At 39.7% G+C, this 17920-nt stretch carries 13 protein-coding genes; 9 read left to right on the top strand and 4 right to left on the bottom strand.

The annotated features are described in order from the left end of the window. Positions 1 to 7: 7 nt before the first annotated feature. Positions 8 to 712 (top strand): orotidine-5'-phosphate decarboxylase, encoded by a 705-nt coding sequence (gene pyrF / locus AOG26_RS05335; RefSeq protein ID WP_054561549.1) that lies wholly within the window; start codon positions 8 to 10, stop codon positions 710 to 712. 379 nt (positions 713 to 1091) lie between these two features. Here the strand turns inward: pyrF and AOG26_RS05330 are convergent, their stop codons facing one another. Next, positions 1092 to 4007, bottom strand: coding sequence for an NACHT domain-containing protein (locus AOG26_RS05330; protein ID WP_054561548.1), 2916 nt, complete (start codon positions 4005 to 4007; stop codon positions 1092 to 1094). Positions 4008 to 4335: 328 nt separating this feature from the next. Here AOG26_RS05330 and AOG26_RS05325 point away from each other — a divergent pair, with 328 nt between their 5' ends. After that, positions 4336 to 4680, top strand: coding sequence for a hypothetical protein (locus AOG26_RS05325; RefSeq protein WP_054561547.1), 345 nt, complete (start codon positions 4336 to 4338; stop codon positions 4678 to 4680). Positions 4681 to 4721: 41 nt separating this feature from the next. Then, entirely contained in the window at positions 4722 to 5171 is a 450-nt protein-coding gene (locus AOG26_RS05320) for a hypothetical protein (RefSeq protein ID WP_054561546.1), read from the top strand. A 169-nt stretch (positions 5172 to 5340) separates the two neighbouring features. Here AOG26_RS05320 and AOG26_RS05315 read toward each other — a convergent pair whose 3' ends face one another. Together AOG26_RS05315 and AOG26_RS05310 are read right to left on the bottom strand one after the other, a co-directional pair. Then, positions 5341 to 6171, bottom strand: a complete 831-nt coding sequence (locus AOG26_RS05315; RefSeq protein WP_054561545.1) for a CvfB family protein — start codon at positions 6169 to 6171, stop codon at positions 5341 to 5343. A gap of 2 nt (positions 6172 to 6173) precedes the next feature. Further along, positions 6174 to 7499, bottom strand: a complete 1326-nt coding sequence (locus tag AOG26_RS05310) for a DEAD/DEAH box helicase (protein WP_054561999.1) — start codon at positions 7497 to 7499, stop codon at positions 6174 to 6176. Positions 7500 to 7698: 199 nt separating this feature from the next. On the opposite strand from AOG26_RS05310, the gene trhO reads away from it, so the two are divergent. From trhO to AOG26_RS05280, 6 genes are all read left to right on the top strand, one after another. Beyond that, a complete protein-coding gene (gene trhO / locus AOG26_RS05305; RefSeq protein WP_054561544.1) occupies positions 7699 to 8706 on the top strand; it encodes an oxygen-dependent tRNA uridine(34) hydroxylase TrhO in 1008 nt (335 codons plus the stop codon). A gap of 162 nt (positions 8707 to 8868) precedes the next feature. Further along, a complete protein-coding gene (locus AOG26_RS05300; protein ID WP_054561543.1) occupies positions 8869 to 9297 on the top strand; it encodes a hypothetical protein in 429 nt (142 codons plus the stop codon). 131 nt (positions 9298 to 9428) lie between these two features. After that, positions 9429 to 10445 carry an efflux RND transporter periplasmic adaptor subunit gene (locus tag AOG26_RS05295; protein ID WP_082401566.1) on the top strand — a complete coding sequence of 339 codons (1017 nt, stop codon included), beginning with the start codon at positions 9429 to 9431 and terminating at the stop codon, positions 10443 to 10445. A gap of 2 nt (positions 10446 to 10447) precedes the next feature. Further along, positions 10448 to 13525, top strand: a complete 3078-nt coding sequence (locus AOG26_RS05290; protein ID WP_082401565.1) for an efflux RND transporter permease subunit — start codon at positions 10448 to 10450, stop codon at positions 13523 to 13525. A gap of 84 nt (positions 13526 to 13609) precedes the next feature. Continuing rightward, entirely contained in the window at positions 13610 to 15508 is a 1899-nt protein-coding gene (locus tag AOG26_RS05285) for a DUF294 nucleotidyltransferase-like domain-containing protein (protein ID WP_054561541.1), read from the top strand. Continuing rightward, positions 15508 to 16215: a 3'-5' exonuclease gene (locus AOG26_RS05280; RefSeq protein ID WP_054561540.1), complete on the top strand. Its 708-nt coding sequence runs from the start codon at positions 15508 to 15510 to the stop codon at positions 16213 to 16215. Before AOG26_RS05285 ends, AOG26_RS05280 begins: the two co-directional genes overlap by 1 nt. Before the next feature lie 103 nt (positions 16216 to 16318). Here AOG26_RS05280 and AOG26_RS05275 read toward each other — a convergent pair whose 3' ends face one another. Continuing rightward, entirely contained in the window at positions 16319 to 17893 is a 1575-nt protein-coding gene (locus AOG26_RS05275; protein ID WP_054561539.1) for a BCCT family transporter, read from the bottom strand. Between the last annotated feature and the right edge of the window lie 27 nt (positions 17894 to 17920).

Genomic DNA, 17920 nt, shown 5'->3' with positions numbered 1-17920 from the left:
GAAAGTTATGTCTGTCGAAGATTCAAAAAAAGTATTAATTGCCCTTGATTATGATGATCAACAAACAGCTCTTGCGTTTGTAAAGCAATTATCGCCTGATACGTGTCGCCTTAAAGTAGGCAAAGAAATGTTCACGTATTTTGGTCCTAGCTTTGTTAAGGAACTAATCGACTTAGGTTTTGATGTATTCTTAGACCTAAAATTTCACGATATTCCAAATACAGTGGCTAAAGCTGTAACAGCGGCTGCAAAAATGGGTGTGTGGATGGTTAACGTACATGCCTCTGGTGGCGTTGAAATGATGACTAAAGCAAAACAAGCTTTAGAGCAGTTTGGTGATGACGCACCATTACTGATTGCGGTAACCGTACTAACCAGTATGGATGCCGCAGAGCTTACTCGTTTAGGTGTAGATAAAACACCAGAAGAGCAAGTAATTTACTTAGCAAACCTTGCCAAAGAATCAGGCCTTGATGGGGTAGTGTGCTCAGCACAAGAAGCGAAAAAGCTTAAAGCAGAACTTGGCGCAGACTTTAAACTGGTTACTCCAGGTATTCGCCCTGCAGGCAGCGATGCAGGCGACCAAAAGCGCATCATGACACCAAAACAAGCCGTTGAAGATGGCAGCGATTTTTTAGTTGTAGGCCGCCCAATCACCCAATCGGCAGATCCAGTTGCAACACTAAAAGAAATTAACGACTCACTAAAATAACCTCGTTATTTTAAAATAGTCTTTAAAGAGCATTGTAGGCACGGTTTATATCGGGCTATACAATGCTCTTTTTGTTTGTATTTAAACGTTTTTAAATTTCGTATGCTCAGTTTTAAGCGAGTTATAGTAATCTACTATTATTTACTTAGTTCCAAGAAGCGATATTTCGCAAACTCATTCAAGCTCTGTCCTGTCTTAGAGTATTTGCTATACACTTAAGGATACTTAATGGAGTGGATGGAAAGCAGCAGTATAAACCAGACGTAAAAGAAAAAGCTCCCATTGCGAGAGCCTTAGTGTATATGACAGAACAAAATCAGTGAACTATATTCTTTAAGTAGCACCCTGCATAATTCATCTAGCCTGCAAAATTCAAGGTTTATTTATTATCCATAACCATTTTTACAATGAAATCAAGAGATGAATTGGAACTATTTTGATCCATAATTTTAGATAGGTCATTTTTATATTCTTTCGATATTGAATAAGATTTTTCCAATCGTTTAGCATTTGTAGTTTTCTTGGTCTCTTCAATAACGCCAACTTGAAGTAGTTTCAAAAGGATACTAGGATCTTTATTCATCCTTTTATTAATAAAGTCGACAGTTTTTACTTTAAACCGACCGTTACTCCAAAAATAATTCAAACATTTCTTAATGCTTTTTTCATAGTTATCTTCTTTTGCCAAACTTAGTTCTTCAATCTCTGAAAACTTATCTTCAAGGTCTGTTATATTACAGTTGTGTTCGAAGTTTTCTCGGCGAAAGTTAATAAAGCCATTACTATATAAAGGTTTTATGAAAGTAGATTCATAAAACCTTGTATTAATTGTAAAATCACACTCTCCAAATGCTGCATAATTTTCTATCCTGCAGTTTTTGAACACCATATCTGAGAAATTGAATGTACTTTTAAACGTCCTAGTTGAATAGAAATTAATAAGATTTAAATTTTCGATAACACCTCTACTTGCCCCGGAATATATTTGCTCCAATAATTTTGTCCTTTCATCCTTTGTTTGATTATCGAGTGTGCATAGGATAAAGAAAAACATGGATGATGATAATTTTCTATCAGTATTATCTTCTGAAGCTAAGCCGACAAACAGGTAAAGATTTTCGATCAAATCGTTTCTGAAAGCATCGATATCACTGATTCGCTTTTTAATCAAATCAATAGCAGATACACCAATAGACAATACTTCACTGATTGTTTTTTTGTCTAGGTTAGATAATTCACTCAAATCAGTTTCTTTTGATAGAAGTAAAAACACGTACAACATCTTGAAGTAGTCTGCGAAAAAATCGTATCGAAATAGGATATAGTCAGAAATCGAATCATATATTAATAAAGGATGCGCCTTATATATATTCAGATGGTTTACATCAACATATTCATTTTTATTCAGAATGTGACATGGTACTTTTCCATCATAGGTTTGAGCTATTTTTATGAATAGGTTAATTTGTTCATCTATTGACTTATGACCCAGTTTTATTATTTCCCTATCACACACTTTACCAATTAAAAAGTCATTAGCTAGTTCCGGATTCAATAGTTCTGTATTGGGAAAAGAGAGATTGTGCTCTTCTACTAGAAGGTTTTCCTTCACCATGTCTAGTATATAAGGAACATATTCATTTGTTTCTTTATTTAAAGCAAATTGTTCAGACAAACTTAATGCCTTACTAATTTTGTTTTTATTTCCTTCAAACTTTTTCTCAAAATATTTTTCAGCTAATTCTCTAGTGAAAGGTGATAAAGTTAGTGGATATATTTTATCCTCGTACTCACCGATAGACCAAAACTCTTCTCGACAGGTAAATATAACTTTAGCCTTAGCCAGGGTGTCAGTATAATTATTAAAAATAGAACTAATCAGTCCATTTACATCAAATTTACCACCTAACTTAGCTAGTACCTCATCAATACCATCAATAACGAATATTAAATTACCATGATCTATAGTAAGTTCAAAAACCGTTTTATCCAAAATGTAACTTACATTTTCAACATCCAGGAATGCTTTATAAAAATCATATAAATCACTAACTTCATCATTTTTACTAAGAACGTTGATCAGATCATGAGAGCTTACAAATATTATGTTAACATCGCCTTTTCTTTGCTTGTACAAACCATCAAGGTAATGTTTTACAACTGTTGTTTTACCAATTCCACCTAGGCCTTTCAAAATCATTAGAGGCGAGTTATCTAATTCCATCCACTCCGAAATCAAAATATCTACATTTTTATCGCTATCTATTGTCAGGGGGGTTATAAAATCATCAATCGAAAACTCACCATCATGTAATATGTCAACTTCGAAAGCATCGTTATATATTTTGTCCAATGAAAATTTCTCAATTGTGTAAATTTCAACACTTATCCCGATGCTTTTAAAGTCTTTTGATAGTTTATTATCGTTAAACTCACCACCAGTTCTATTTGCATTATCAGTTATCAAAAAAACTTGATCTTTATTCATGACTAAGTTTTTTTCATATATATGCTGAACAGCTTTTGTTTGCGATGTGTACTTATTAAAATAAATTAAATGTATTGGGTTCTGTATTATTCCACCGGATAATATATAGTGTTCATACTTGTTTTCTTTAGAATGATGCTTGTATATAATTGATTTAGGGGATTGAACTTCTCTAAAGCAATCAACCAATTTGCTTACAGTGTATTCTTTCTCTCTTATTATCAGTTCATTAGAATTTTTACATCCAGAAAAAAGCAATGAGATATCATTTGCGTTGGCAATTGCATTCTCTGGCGTACTATCTCTTTTCAATTTTCTGATAAAAACATTTCCTTGTTTATATGCAGTTTGAGCTGGTAGTTGTTTATCTAACTCTAGTAGAAATGGTATTTCTTTAAATGATATTATTAACAGCTCTTTGTTATCTGATTTTTCTTTTTTTATTGTAAAATAACTATCAATTGGGATGCTTTTTAAATCAACATAGCTATCACTACATTTAACGCGAAAGTTTTTGTTAAGTCTGCTAACAAGATTTTTTTTGAATGAAGCTATATCGGATATATTCTCTATTTTATTTCCATTTTTATCGTAATTATAATTGTTTTTTTTCTTTGTATTTTCATCAAAACCGATAATTAAATACTTTGTTTTTTCTCTACTCTTAGTATTAAATAGAGAAACAAAGTCTTTTAGAAGTTCACCCCAAGCTTTTTGCGTGTCTTTGTCCAATCCGTTCCAATACCAAAACGACTTGAACTCTAAAGATTCTGACTCTTCAAGTGAAATTAATTTATCTAAAAGCATTGTATACCATCACCAACTGAATTATGCTTCAATCATACTTCACAACTGGTAATATAATCAATTGCTTACCATGCATTCTACACTTTTTCTTTTTTACTTCTTCTGCTTATATTATTAACAACTCTTTCGTAAAGTAGTTTTTAAGAATTCTAATCAGAGTTTTTGCCAATCAATACTAGGCAATAAGATTGAAGACATTCATTGGCGGTGGGTTTGTACAGAAGGGCAACTTGAAGACGCTAGGTTGTTTGCTAATGAAAGCTAGAGAATTACCCGTAATCAAAAACTCTTTACTGTACATTAATTACAGTTGTAGCAAGGTGTAAAATTGACATACGAGTTTCCTGATGAAGTAGAGTTTTTTGAAAAAGGATTTGGCTATTCTTGCGAATATGATCATGATGAAGGGCTATTCTCATTCATTAAGACCTATGAGAACAACGAAAAATTAATATTTACTCATTCACCATTTATGAATAACTCAGTGAGTGTAAAGTTATTTTACGGAACGGAGTTAGTATTTCATATTTATAAAGAAGAAATTACAAGAATTGCCTTTCAAGCGTGGGGCGGTGAGTTGGTTTTAAGAGTCTATTTAGCGAACGACGATAATAACTTCTTGGTTTCTTTTGAACCAAAACCAAGGCTTAGATATGTTGAGCCGAATATCTAATTGCATATAAAACCCTGTTTTCGCTTAAAAGGATTCAATTAATGGAAATCATACTAGGGCATGGAATCGACACAATTCAATTTGGTCTTACAGAGACGCAAGCTGTTTCTGCGTTAGGTGTACCTGATAAAATATTTTTCACCGATTCAGAAAATAAGCGATTGCAGTTTAACCAGCTTTTAATAGAGCTGACTTTTGAAATTGACAATGATAATCGTCTTGGCTGGATCGAAGTTTACAATAAAAGTGCAGCTTTGTTTGGTTATCAACTTATAGGTAAGCCAATGGCCGAAGTTATATCAATTATTAAGACTGAACTAGGCTCTGAACCTTCTGTTGATGATTATGGCTCGTTTATATCTGTAACGTTTGAAAAAGAATGGCTAGAACTTCAATTTCATTTTAATAACCTCACAAACATTAATTTTGGTGTATTGTATAGCGATAACGATCAGCCTATATGGCCAACAACATCACTAGAATGCATTTAACATCGAGTATAAAATCTCGTATGTTCAGATTAATTTAGGTTTTTTTGATAAATTTAATTAACTCAAAATGTGAATTATATAGTTATTGAAACTAAAAAAGAGTAAAGCTTTACTCGCAACTCGCAACTCGCAACTCGCAACTCGCAACTCGCAACTCGCAACTCGCAACTTATTTCAATCTAATCGACGTCGCTTCAATATCAATCAAACCTTGCTTAAACAAACCGCCAATGGCTTTTTTGTAGTTTGCTTTACTGGTCGAGAAGGTCTTTTTAATTGCTTCTGGGTCTGACTTATCGCCTAAGTGAAGTACGCCGCCTTCGGCTTTTAATTTAGCTAAGATTTTTTCGCCTAAGTCGTTTACTTTGCCCATGCCTGGCTTTTCAAGTAGTACGTCGATTTTACCGTCTTCACGTACTTTTTGAATAAAGCCTTTTAAGCGTTGGCCAACAAACAGCTTTTTAAATACCGTGTTGTAATAAACAACGCCAATGTGAGCTTCGTTTACAAGTACTTTGTAGCCTAGGTCTGTTTTACCGGCAACGATTAAGTCAACTTCTTCCATTACAGAGTAAGTTGGTTCTTCTTTCGATAAAAACTTATTAAAGTTGCTCGATGCACAAATACGTTTGCTGGCGTTATCGAGGTATAAGCGTACAAGATACGAAAAGCCGTCTTTCATTTTTGGCTTTTGTTCGTTGTATGGCGCTAGTACGTCTTTTTCGAGGCCCCAATCCATAAACGCACCGGTGCTATTGATTGCTTTAACACGTAGTAGGGCAAATTCGCCTACTTCAGCTAAAGGTTTTTTTGTAGTGCCAGTTGGGTGACCTGCGTGATCTAAGTAAATGAATACTTGCACGCTGTCGCCAGCTTCTAATTCGTAATCAATTTCTTTGCTTGGTAAGAATACTTCTCCTAAATCACGGCCATCTAAATAAGCACCTTCGTTAGACATTTCGTTAACGAAAAGGGTTTGTGTGGTTCCTAAAATACTCATTGTTATTCCTGTTCTGGCTTTTTCTTACGGCGCATTGGAGCAAAACCATCTACATCAATTGGTGCTTGAATAGGGGTTTTTGGCTTTTTAGGGGCTGCTTTGCGTTTTGGTTTTGCAGGTTTAGCAGCCACTTTTTTCTCTGCTTTTTTCCAAACTGTGTTTGGTTTTTTCTCACGCAGACCTTTAAATTTACCAACAAGGCCGTCAACGGTGAAAAAGCTTAATTCATCATTTAAAAATGCTTTAATTGCTTTGTAGCTTGGCCAATCTTTCGGGCCTACTAACGAAATAGCAGTTCCTTTAAACCCTGCGCGACCAGTACGACCAATACGGTGCACATACTCTTCAGCATGTTTTGGTAGGTCGAAGTTAATTACGTGGGTTACGCTTAATAAATCAAGACCACGCGATGCCACATCGGTGGTGATTAAGATTTTAAAGTTTTCACGGCTAAAGGCGTCCATAATTTCAAGGCGCTTAGCCTGTGTTAAGTCACCCGCAAGCGCTTGCGCTTTAAAGCCTTTATCATTTAATAGCTGACTTAAACGCTGAGTGTCGGCACGTGTTGCGGTGAAAATAATGCATTGGCCAACATTGTCTTGTTTTACAAAGTGCTCAAGTAGGGCTTCTTTGTGATCTAAGTGATCAGCTAAATAAAGTTGCTGAGTAATGTCACTATGTTGCTCGTTAGAAGCACTTAACAGAATTTGTTTTGGTGAACGTAAAAGGTTACGTGATAGGGCATCAACTTGTGCATGGTCAAGAGTTGCTGAAAACAATAACGTTTGGCGTAAACGGTGATCAGCAAGCTCGTTAATCATTTTAACTTGATCGGTAAAGCCTAAATCTAAGATACGGTCAGCTTCATCAAAAATTAACAGCTCTAAGCCTGAAAGCTGTAATGAGCGTTGACTCAAATGGTCAGCTAAACGCCCTGGTGTACCTACTACAAAATGTGGGTCTTTGCGTAGTGCTTTAATTTGGTCATTAAAGTTTTCACCACCCAGTACTTTTACAGCACTAATGTTTGTACCGGCAATTAATAGCCTTAATTGGCTGTACACTTGGGTTGCTAATTCGCGGGTAGGCGCAACGATTAAAACGCGAGGGTCGCGTTTACTGAGTGCTTTTTGTTTCATTACGCGCTGTACAGCAGGTAATAAAAACGCCAGCGTTTTGCCCGATCCTGTTTTTGACTGTGCAAAAATATCATGGCCTGCGATAGCTGTAGGTACCGCGTGAGCTTGAATGTCAGTGGGCTGGGTGATGCCTTGATGCGCAAGTTGTTTTTCGAGGCGTGTATCAATCCCAAGTTCAGTAAAATGCAATGCGTAATCTCCGATGAGCAAAATTTGTAAATCCTGTTCATTATAACGCACTTGCCTCACTTGGAGACAGTAAAAACACAGCTATTTCGCATCAGTTTTTGCAATTATCGCTAATTCGCGTAAAATACGCGCCCTCAATGCGCCGGATTTGCGATTCGGTTAACGCCCCACATGGGCATTTAAAGCAAAAGGTAAAACCATGACTGCTGTTCATAAAGACAATGTAACTAGCGAGCACTTTGTTGTTTGCGCACTTTACAAATTTGTAGCCCTTCCAGATTTTGAAGCTATTCGCCAACCATTACTTAAAGTAATGGAAGACAATGAAGTACGCGGTACTTTGTTACTTGCGGCTGAAGGTATCAACGGTACTGTTTCTGCTAAACGTGAAGGTATCGATAACCTACTTGCATGGTTAGATTCACAACCAAACCTAGACAACATCGTGACTAAAGAGTCATACGATGACGAATGCCCGTTCTACCGTACTAAGGTAAAACTGAAAAAAGAAATCGTAACTATGGGTGTTGAAGGTATCGACCCACGTGAAGTAGTGGGTACATACGTAAAACCAGCTGAATGGAATGCGTTAATTTCAGACCCTGAAGTGATTCTTATCGATACGCGTAACGATTACGAAATTGAGATCGGTACTTTCCAAAATGCGGTTGATCCAAACACCAAAACGTTCCGCGAATTCCCAGCGTGGGCGAAAGAAAACCTAGACCCAGAAAAGCACAAAAAAGTTGCTATGTTCTGTACCGGTGGTATTCGCTGTGAAAAATCAACTGCGTACATGAAAGAGCAAGGCTTTGACGAAGTATTCCACCTTGAAGGCGGCATTCTTAAGTACTTAGAAGAAGTACCAAAAGAAGAAACCATGTGGGAAGGTGAGTGTTTTGTATTTGATAACCGTGTTGCGGTAAATCACGACTTACAAAAAGGCTCTTACGACCAATGTCACGCGTGTCGTATGCCTATCACTGAAGAAGAAAAGCAAAAGCCAGAATACATGGAAGGTGTATCGTGTCATCACTGTCACGACAGCCTAACAGAAGAGCAACGTGCACGTTTTGCTGAGCGTCAAAAGCAAATCGAATTAGCACAAGCGCGTGGTGAAGGTCACATCGGTAACGAAGCGCAAGAAGTTCTTCGTAAGCGTAAAGAAGCTAAAAAAGCGCAAAAAGAAGCACAGCGCCAACAGTAATTGTTAGCTTTATGAATTGATAGAAACCCCAGCTTTGTCTGGGGTTTTTTTTATGCCTGTTCGTTTTAGCTACATACAGTTTTTTACACATCTTAAACAGTCTCTAACTGACCTTAGAAATACTATCTAACTTAAGCTTTATACTGATGGGATGACAATAGAATGAATAAATTACTGCTAGGTTTACTATTTTTAGGTGGCTGCGCGACACAAGGGGTAGATAGAGCCGACCAAAATGTAATGATTAAACGCTTTTATGCAAAAGTGACATCGGTTCAGCCAGTTAAGCTATCATCCAACGTTGAAACGGGTATAGCAGCAGGCTCTACAATTGGTCTTGTTGATCAGCTAGATGGCAACCACGAAGATATGATTGCAGGGGCAATTGCTGGGGCACTTGTTGGCGGCCTAGTAACAGCTATATCAGAAGGTAGTAATGATACCTTTGAGTATTCATTAAGATCAGAGCAAGAAGGTAGTTTTACACTAATTCAAAAGGAACAAATAACTGATCAATCTGATTGTGTAGAGGTAACCATTGCAAGCGAAGCACACTTAAAAGAAGTCGATTCATCACATTGTCGTTTCTAATTAGAAAACACAGGCGATGTATGGGTTTATTTCACCTTGGCTAATTGTTTATTAAACGAAGTCAGCTTTTTATTGATCACAAAGCTGTTACACTTCGTAACAATTAAAACGATTCTTATTTAGGTGAAATTTTGACAATTGGCAAATTACATACATGGACTTTAATTGCCTGTATTAGTTGTATTTCCGTCGCTGAAGCGGCTAATGTAGTTGTAGAATCAGTGTCTGTTGAAAAGTCTAAACAACAGATAAAAGCCGTGGGTAATGCTGAAGCGATTCACTCAGTCACTCTTTACCCAGCCGTTGGGGACAGAGTCACTGCTGTTTACTTTAAACCAGGCGATAACGTTGCCAAAGGCGACTTACTATTAGAGCTTGATTCACGTAGACAAAAGGCAGCGTTGATCGAAGCTGAAATTACTTTAAAAGATGCTGAGCGTACCATGAAAAGGCTTGAAGAAAGCCACGCCCGTGGTGCAGTACCGCAAAGTGATTTAGATGATGCGAAAACGCTTTATGAGCTTGCAAAAGTCCAGTTAATGCAAGCGAAAACAGAGCGTGAAGACCGCGAAGTTCGTGCTCCTTTTAGTGGTGTTATGGGTTTAACTGACGTTGAAGTAGGCGATAGGATCACAACCCAAACAGCCATTGCCACCATTGATGATATTTCTGAGCTTTATATCAATTTTAATGCCCCAGAGGCTGCTATCTCTGTGCTTAAACAAAAATCTTCGGTCGAAGTGGTGCCTTGGTTAGGCGATAAAGCTTACACGGCTCAGGTGGCAGAGCTTGATTCGCGTATTAATGCCCAAACCCGCACACTCAGAACAAAAGCCAAACTTGATAATAATGCCCAGCAATTTATGCCGGGTATGAGCTTTCGTGTGCATATAAATATTCTAGGTGAAGAGCTTGCCGTAGTACCTGAAGCAGCCATGATGTGGGGGGCAGCAGGCCCTTACGTATGGAAGAGCGTCGATAAAAAAGCAACTCGCGTTGATGTTAAAATTGAGCAGCGTTTAGCAGGGCGCTTGTTAGTCTCTGGTGGCTTAAACGAAGGTGACTTATTGGTGACAGAAGGAGTTCAACGCCTAAGACCTAATCAAGAGCTTAATTTCATCAATGAAGTGCAGCTAGCCAAGGAGTAATGATGAAACAGCAACCTATGATGGAAGACTTACCATCAATGGCGATACGTCGCCCTGTTTTAATCGTGGTACTTAACTTACTCATTATTATCGCCGGTATTGCAGCAATAGCAGGGGTTGAAGTACGTGAGCTACCTGATGTTGATAGACCTCGTATTACTGTATCAGCGTCTTTTCCTGGTGGTTCACCGGAGACCGTAGATACCGAAGTAACTAGCAAGCTCGAAGGGGCGGTTGCTAGGGTTAGTGGTGTAAAGTCGATTCGCGCGCAAAGTGAAGAAAACAATGCTCGTATCGTGGTTGAGTTTCGTCCCGGTGTAAATTTAGATGATGCTGCAAACGAAACGCGTGAATCGGTAGCCCGTGTGCAGCGAGAATTACCCGAAGAAGTTGAACGGGTATCAATTATTAAAGCCGATAACGATGCCGAAGCGGTTGTATCGTTAACGGTATCAAGTGATAGCTTATCCCTTGAGGCGTTGACAGAGCGTGTTGATGTCGACTTAGCTCCGCAGTTTTTAACCATTCCAGGCGTTGCTGATGTTCGTTTAAATGGCGACCGTGAACGGGTGCTTAGAGTGCGCATCGACCCACTTAAGTTAAGCAGCTTTAACCTTACGGTACCAGATATTGCCAATGTACTTCGCCAAGCTCCCTTTGATGTGCCTGCGGGTAGTTTAAAATCAAGCGACCAACAGGTGATTGTTCGTGCTGATGCAACGTCAATATCAGCAGAACAAGTAGCCGATATCATCGTTCGTGACGATACCCGTATTGGCGATGTTGCGGCTGTTTACTTTGGCCCAGCCGATCCGCGTTCATTCGTAAGGCTTAATGGCACACCTGTGATTGGCATGGAAATTATTCGTCAGGCGCAATCTAATACCATTGAAATTTCTGATGAAGTGCTAACTTTAATCGAGCGCATGCGAGTACGTTTTCCTGAAATGGAATTCACTTTAACCTCTGACGATGCTCAGTTTATCAGAAGCTCAGTTGATGAAGTTATTAACTCACTGTTACTAACCGTGCTGTTAGTGGTGATCACACTGTGGGTGTTTATTGGCTCATGGCGCGCAACGCTGGTTCCTGCATTTGCGATACCTGTTGCATTAATTGGCTCTTTAGCACTTATTTGGGCGCTTGGTTTCTCAATTAATATTCTTACCTTGCTTGCACTCGTGTTAGCTACAGGCCTAATTGTAGATGATGCCATTGTGGTAAGTGAAAACATACAACGTCAGCGGGGCTTAGGTCTTGGTCGTCGAGCAGCTGCAGTGGTTGGTACCCGTGAAGTATTCTTTGCTGTTGTGGCAACAACCGCCGTATTAGCTGCGGTGTTTGTGCCTATCGCTTTTTTACCATCAACAGCAGGGCGACTATTTAGAGAGTTTGGTGGGGTATTAGCTGGCGCTGTTATCATATCAAGCTTTGTAGCGCTGTCTTTGGTCCCTGCGCTGACATCAAAACTGAAATTAAAGCAGGGCGGTTTTCATCCATTTGCAAAAGTTGGTCATGTGTTAGCCGCTGTTTATAAGCGCACAATACATGGTGTACTTGAACATGCATGGCTTACCTTTTTTGCGTGTTTGTTGGTCGCTGCAGGCTCTGGTGCACTGTATTTCAATTTAGATAACGAGTTATTACCAACAGAAGATCGCGGTAAAATTCGTATTTTTGCCCGTGGTCCAGATGGTGTTGGCCTGAATTTTATGGACAGGCAAGCGGTTCAAATGGAAGATATCTTACTGCCGTATGTTGAAAGTGGTGATATTGAGTCTATTTACACTGTGGTTGGGCAGTGGGATCCAAATATTGTATTTATTACTGTGCCACTAAAACATTGGGACGAACGTCACTTTAGTCAGCAAGAAATTATCAATAAAATACGTGAGCCTTTAGGGAATATTCCTGGTGCGGCTGGTTACCCAGGTGGCTCAAATAGTTTGAACCTGCGTGGTCAAGGTGGTGGTATTGAGCTTGCGTTATTGGGCCAAGACTACCTCGAGATATTTAAAGCTGCGCAAGACTTCTCTGCTGAAATTGAAAAAGCAGTGCCAGAAGTGGCACCTGTACGTATTTCATATCAGCCGTCACAGCCACAATTACGGGTAAATATTGATAGACGTCGTGCTGAAGAGCTAGGCGTATCGCTCAATGATATCTCTGTGACACTTCGCGCTGCAATCAATGGTGATGATATCGCCGATTTAAATATTGGTGACCAATCAATCCCGATTATGTTGCAAGCACAAAACCAAACAATCACAAACCCGAGCGATTTAGCTAACTTGTATGTTGGTGGCCGTAATGGTCAGTTAGTGCCACTTAGTAGTGTAGCAACGATTACTGAAGAAGGTGTTGCAGCTGAGCTTGAGCGCCACGCGCAGCGCCGTGCTATTGAACTGAGTATGGAAATGCCTGAGGGCGTAACTATTGCTGAGCTGGTAACAAAAATTCGTGATATTTCAGAGCAATCTCTGCCTGCTGGCATCAGCTTAGCGTTTAAAGGTGAGGCATTAACTTTTGAAGAAACTGCCAACGAAGTATTAGTGACCTATGTTCTGGCCTTTTTAATTGTTCTTTTGGTATTGGCTGCACAATTTGAAAGTGTGAATAGTGCAATCGTTGTTATGATCACAGTACCGTTTGGTATTACATCTGCAATTCTAGCGCTGTATCTAACAGGTACATCATTAAACATTTACTCGCAAATTGGTTTAGTGATGCTGATTGGTCTAATTGCTAAAAATGCCATCTTGCTAGTGGAGTTTGCTGACCAGTTACGTGACCAAGGACGCTCGGTTAGAGTTGCAGTAGAAGAGGCCGCATTGGTTCGTCTTCGCCCAATCGCGATGACACTGGTTTCAACCTTACTGGGTGCATTACCACTTATATTATCTACCGGTGCAGGGGCTGAGGCTCGTAACGCGATTGGTTGGGTAGTATTTGGCGGTTTAGCACTGGCGGTGTTATTTACCCTCTATTTAACGCCTGTTATTTATCTTGGTTTAGCCCGCTTTACTAAACCGAGGGGAGATGAGTCGAAACTTCTGGCTGAAGAGTTAGAAAAGGCTTAATCCTACTTAATTGGCTATTTTTTCTTTGAAAAAATAGCCAATTACCCTCACAATTAAATCAAATGGTTTAATCTAGGTACGCGTATGCAAGCCGAACACGTCGATATTGCCCAATTTCTTTCTGATCATGCTCCATTTGATGATCTTCCTGAAGAGGCAGTAAATAAACTCGCAGCACAAATCGAAATCGCTTATTTTCGCGCAGGTACTGAAATATTAAATTATGGCGAAGATATCGCTGATTTATATGTTATACGCAGTGGTGCCGTTGAAATGTATCGCCGTGATGGTGATTTATACAACCGTTTAACTATCGGTGGGATCTTTGGTTCAATGGGCCTTCTTATGAACCGTAAAGTGCGTTTTCCGGCAAAGGCGCTTGAAGATACCTTAGTTTATTGCATCAATGTTAAGTTGTTTAACGAGTTTTGTGATGAGTACGAAGTGTTCGCCGATTTCTTTGAAGCCGATGGTAATGTGCGCCTTCATCAGGCAATTGTTGAACAAGCTGACAGCAACGATTTAACAACTGCTAAGGTAAAGTCGCTTCTTCATCGTGATGTTGTTACTGTGGCAAAAGATGCATCAGTGCAAATGGTTGCGCAATTAATGACGCAAGAGTCAGTATCGTCTGTACTAGTTACTGATGCCGATAAACCAATCAGTGATGATCCTGATGACGACGACGGCCAAGTAGTTGGCATCATTACCGACCGTGACTTACGTACCAGCGTTATTGCTGAAGGGTTAAGTTACGAAACGCCAGCCGCGCAAATAATGCAAAAGGACTTAGTACTTCTTGATAGCAATGCGTATGTGTTTGAAGCCGTGCTTGCAATGCTCAGAGATAATATTCACCACCTGCCTGTAGTCGTTAAGAAAAAACCGATTGGCGTTATTTCGTTATCAGATATTTTACGCTACGAGTCGCAAAGTAGCTTATTGTTAGTACGCGGCATATTAGCTCAGCAATCGGTTGAAGATTTAGCTCACTATGCAAGGCAGCTGCCTAATGTGTTTGTACGCATGGTTAACGAAGACGCTAACTCACACATGATTGGTACCGCAATGGCTGTAATAGGGCGTACCTTCAAACAGCGTTTACTTGATTTAGCTGAAGAAAAGTTTGGCCCACCGCCGGTTCCTTATTGCTTCATCGCTCTAGGTTCAATGGCGCGTGATGAGCAATTAATTGTAACTGACCAAGATAATGCCATTATCCTTGATAATAATTTTAACGAGGAGTTACATGACGAGTACTTCCAGAATTTGGCTGATTTTGTTTGTGACGGTTTAGCTGAGTGTGGCTACAAGTATTGTGAAGGCGAAATTATGGCGTCATTTAAAAAGTGGCGTTTAACACGCGAGCAGTGGAAAGAGCAATTTGCAGGTTGGATGGCCGAACCTAAACCGCAGGCTTTGTTACACAGCTCGATCTTTTTTGATTTAGACGGTGTTTACGGTAAAAACAAATGGGCCGATGAGCTCAAACGCTTTATCGCAACAGAAGGGCGTAAGAATAAACGTTTCTTGGCAAACCTTGCAGCGAATGCGCGTAACAGAACACCGCCTTTAGGTTTCTTTAAAGACTTTGTGTTAGAGCATAATGGACAACACAAGCGCTCTATGAACTTAAAACGCCGCGGTACAGCGCCTTTATCTGACGTAATACGCGTGCACGCATTAGCGATAGGCAGCCGTAAACAAAATTCATTCGAGCGTTTAGAAGATATTATCGAAGCTAAATTACTCCCTGAAGGCAAAGCACAAGATTTACGAGATGCCCTAGAATACATTGCCATGATCAGGATAAGACACCAAGCATGGCAAATAGAAAAGCTTGATGAAGCGCCAGATAACGACTTAGAGCCTCATTTACTTTCTCCTTTTGAGCAGCGTAATCTCAAAGAGGCGTTTGCCATTTTAGATAAAGCGCAGAATTTCCTTAAATTCAGATATTCTGCCAACACTGGGATGAAGTAATGGCAAAACAAGGCGCGAAACTTGATTGGCCCACTCGGTATCAACAGTTATTAGCACAGAGCAAACAGCCACTAATTAAAGCATTTTATGAATCAGCTCTTTGTGATTTAAACATGCCTATTAGCGATGTTCCCTTCGTTGCACTTGATTTTGAGACAACCGGTCTAAATTATCAAAATGACGATATCGTCAGTGTTGGTTTAATCCCATTCAATACTAAGCGTATTTTTTGTAAAGATAGCCAACATTGGATTGTTCAACCAAGGCGTAAGCTTGCTGAAGAGTCGATTGTTATACATGGTATAACTCACTCAGAAGTGAGCGATGCACCTGATTTTTCAACGATTATGGAGCCTTTGTTAGCAGCATTAAAAGGCAAAATTATAGTGGTGCATTTTGCTCCCATTGAACGGCACTTTTTATATCAAGCGTTGCAAGCTCGCTTAGGCGAAGGGCTTGAATTTGCTGTTATAGACACGCTAGATCTGGAAACTCGTGCTCTTAGAGCAAAGCAAGGGTTACTAGGGCGATTATTTAACTCTAAGCTTGATTCTGTGCGCTTAGCAGACTCTCGTATTCGTTATTCGTTACCTGCGTATCAAAACCACAACGCACTGAATGATGCCACAGCCACCGCAGAGCTGCTACAAGCGCAAATAGCTTACCACTACCGCCAAGATACACCGCTAAGCGAATTACTCATATAGCGCCAGTAGCAACGGCTTTTGCCGGTTAATTTAAATTATCTGAGCAAAGCTTATAAATAAAAAACGCCGCAAATGCGGCGTTTTTTATTATTTAACGGCAGGTTTAGTGTCTTGGTTCTGTTCGTAAGCCAAGAATTAAACTTACACACATTAATAGCAATACAAAGGTAAACGGCAAGCCCGTAGATACGGCGCCGGCTTGTAAGGCTTCGATTGCTTGTGTGCCACCAATCCAAACAAGTGCTGCTGCAATAGCACCCTCGATTGTTGCCCAAAAGATACGTTGAGGTACTGGTGCGTCAACTTTACCACCGGCAGTGATAGAGTCGATTACTAATGATCCTGAGTCTGATGAAGTAATAAAAAACACGAGTACTAACACAATTGCAATGAATGAAAGCACTTGCGACATTGGTAGGGCTTCAAACATTTGGAACATTGCAAGTGGTACATCAGTTAAGCCTTTTTCACCTAGTACACCCACTTTATCAATAACTTGTTCAATAGCGATACCACCATAAATCGACATCCAGAAGATAGTCACAACAGTAGGAACTAGTAATACAGCAATTAAGAACTCACGGATTGTACGGCCTTCAGATACGCGCGCAATGAACATACCTACAAACGGTGACCATGAAATCCACCAAGCCCAGTAGAATACAGTCCAGCCATGCATCCATGTTTCATCTTCACGACCATGAGGGTTACTTAATGGAATAATGTTCTCAACATAACCCATTACAGTATTTGGAAGGTTGCCAAATGCTGCAGAAAAACCAACAAGTGCAACAAATACAAGTAATACAAAAGCAATAAGCATGTTTACGTTACTAAGCAGTTTTACACCGCCATCAATACCGCGAACAACAGAAATCACAGCAAGTAACGTCACACCCACAATAACGCCAATTTGTAAGCCAATTCCGCTATCAGTACCAAATACATGGTTAATACCTGCAGCAGCTTGTTGCGCGCCTAAACCAAGAGACGTTGCAAGGCCAAATAGAGTGGCAAGTACAGCGAGAATATCAATAAGGTGGCCAGGCCAGCCCCATGCTTTGTCACCTAAAATAGGGTAAAAAATTGAACGAATTGATAACGGCAAACCTTTGTTATAGCAAAAGAATGCGAGAGAAAGCGAAACAACGGCGTAAATTGCCCAAGGGTGTAAACCCCAATGGAACATAGTTGCACCCATTGCCATTTTGGCAGCTTCTGGCGTGTTTGCTTCAACACCGAGAGGTGTTTCGTACCAGCCTGTAAAGTAAGCTACAGGTTCTGCTACGCCCCAGAACATTAAGCCTATACCCATACCTGCAGCAAATAACATTGCTAACCAAGAAATACGAGAGTGAGTTGGACGCGCTTCTTTACCACCAAGGCGGATGTTACCGTATGGTGAAACAATTAACGCTAAGCAAAACAATACGAATAAGTTTGCTGACCACATAAAAAAGCCATCAAAGTTATTAATAATGTCGTTCTTAATACCATTCAGGGTTGTTTTTGCTGTTTCAGCATCTGAAATAAGTGTTGCCACTAAGAATAGGGCAATTAAACCAGCACTAATGCCAAATACAGGGTTATGCACATCAAAACCCCATTTTTGTACATTGTCCTGACCGACGGTGTAGTCGGTATTGTCGATACTGTACTTATCATGATGTTCGCTCATGAATACCTCTTGTTGTAGTTATATCTA

It is taken from the genome of Pseudoalteromonas sp. UCD-33C (assembly GCF_001306895.1).
Taxonomy (GTDB): domain Bacteria; phylum Pseudomonadota; class Gammaproteobacteria; order Enterobacterales; family Alteromonadaceae; genus Pseudoalteromonas.
The sequence above is the reverse complement of the archived record's forward strand: the minus strand, read 5'-3'. Positions and strand labels throughout refer to the sequence as shown.

Bases quoted from the DNA above. Each gene is read 5' to 3' on its own strand.
- AOG26_RS05315 (WP_054561545.1), bottom strand. From the start codon at position 6,171: ATGAGTATTTTAGGAACCACACAAACCCTTTTCGTTAACGAAATGTCT.
- AOG26_RS05320 (WP_054561546.1), top strand. From the start codon at position 4,722: ATGGAAATCATACTAGGGCATGGAATCGACACAATTCAATTTGGTCTT.
- trhO (WP_054561544.1), top strand. From the start codon at position 7,699: ATGACTGCTGTTCATAAAGACAATGTAACTAGCGAGCACTTTGTTGTT.
- AOG26_RS05280 (WP_054561540.1), top strand. From the start codon at position 15,508: ATGGCAAAACAAGGCGCGAAACTTGATTGGCCCACTCGGTATCAACAG.
- pyrF (WP_054561549.1), top strand. From the start codon at position 8: ATGTCTGTCGAAGATTCAAAAAAAGTATTAATTGCCCTTGATTATGAT.
- AOG26_RS05285 (WP_054561541.1), top strand. From the start codon at position 13,610: ATGCAAGCCGAACACGTCGATATTGCCCAATTTCTTTCTGATCATGCT.
- AOG26_RS05275 (WP_054561539.1), bottom strand. From the start codon at position 17,893: ATGAGCGAACATCATGATAAGTACAGTATCGACAATACCGACTACACC.
- AOG26_RS05330 (WP_054561548.1), bottom strand. From the start codon at position 4,007: ATGCTTTTAGATAAATTAATTTCACTTGAAGAGTCAGAATCTTTAGAG.
- AOG26_RS05290 (WP_082401565.1), top strand. From the start codon at position 10,448: ATGAAACAGCAACCTATGATGGAAGACTTACCATCAATGGCGATACGT.
- AOG26_RS05300 (WP_054561543.1), top strand. From the start codon at position 8,869: ATGAATAAATTACTGCTAGGTTTACTATTTTTAGGTGGCTGCGCGACA.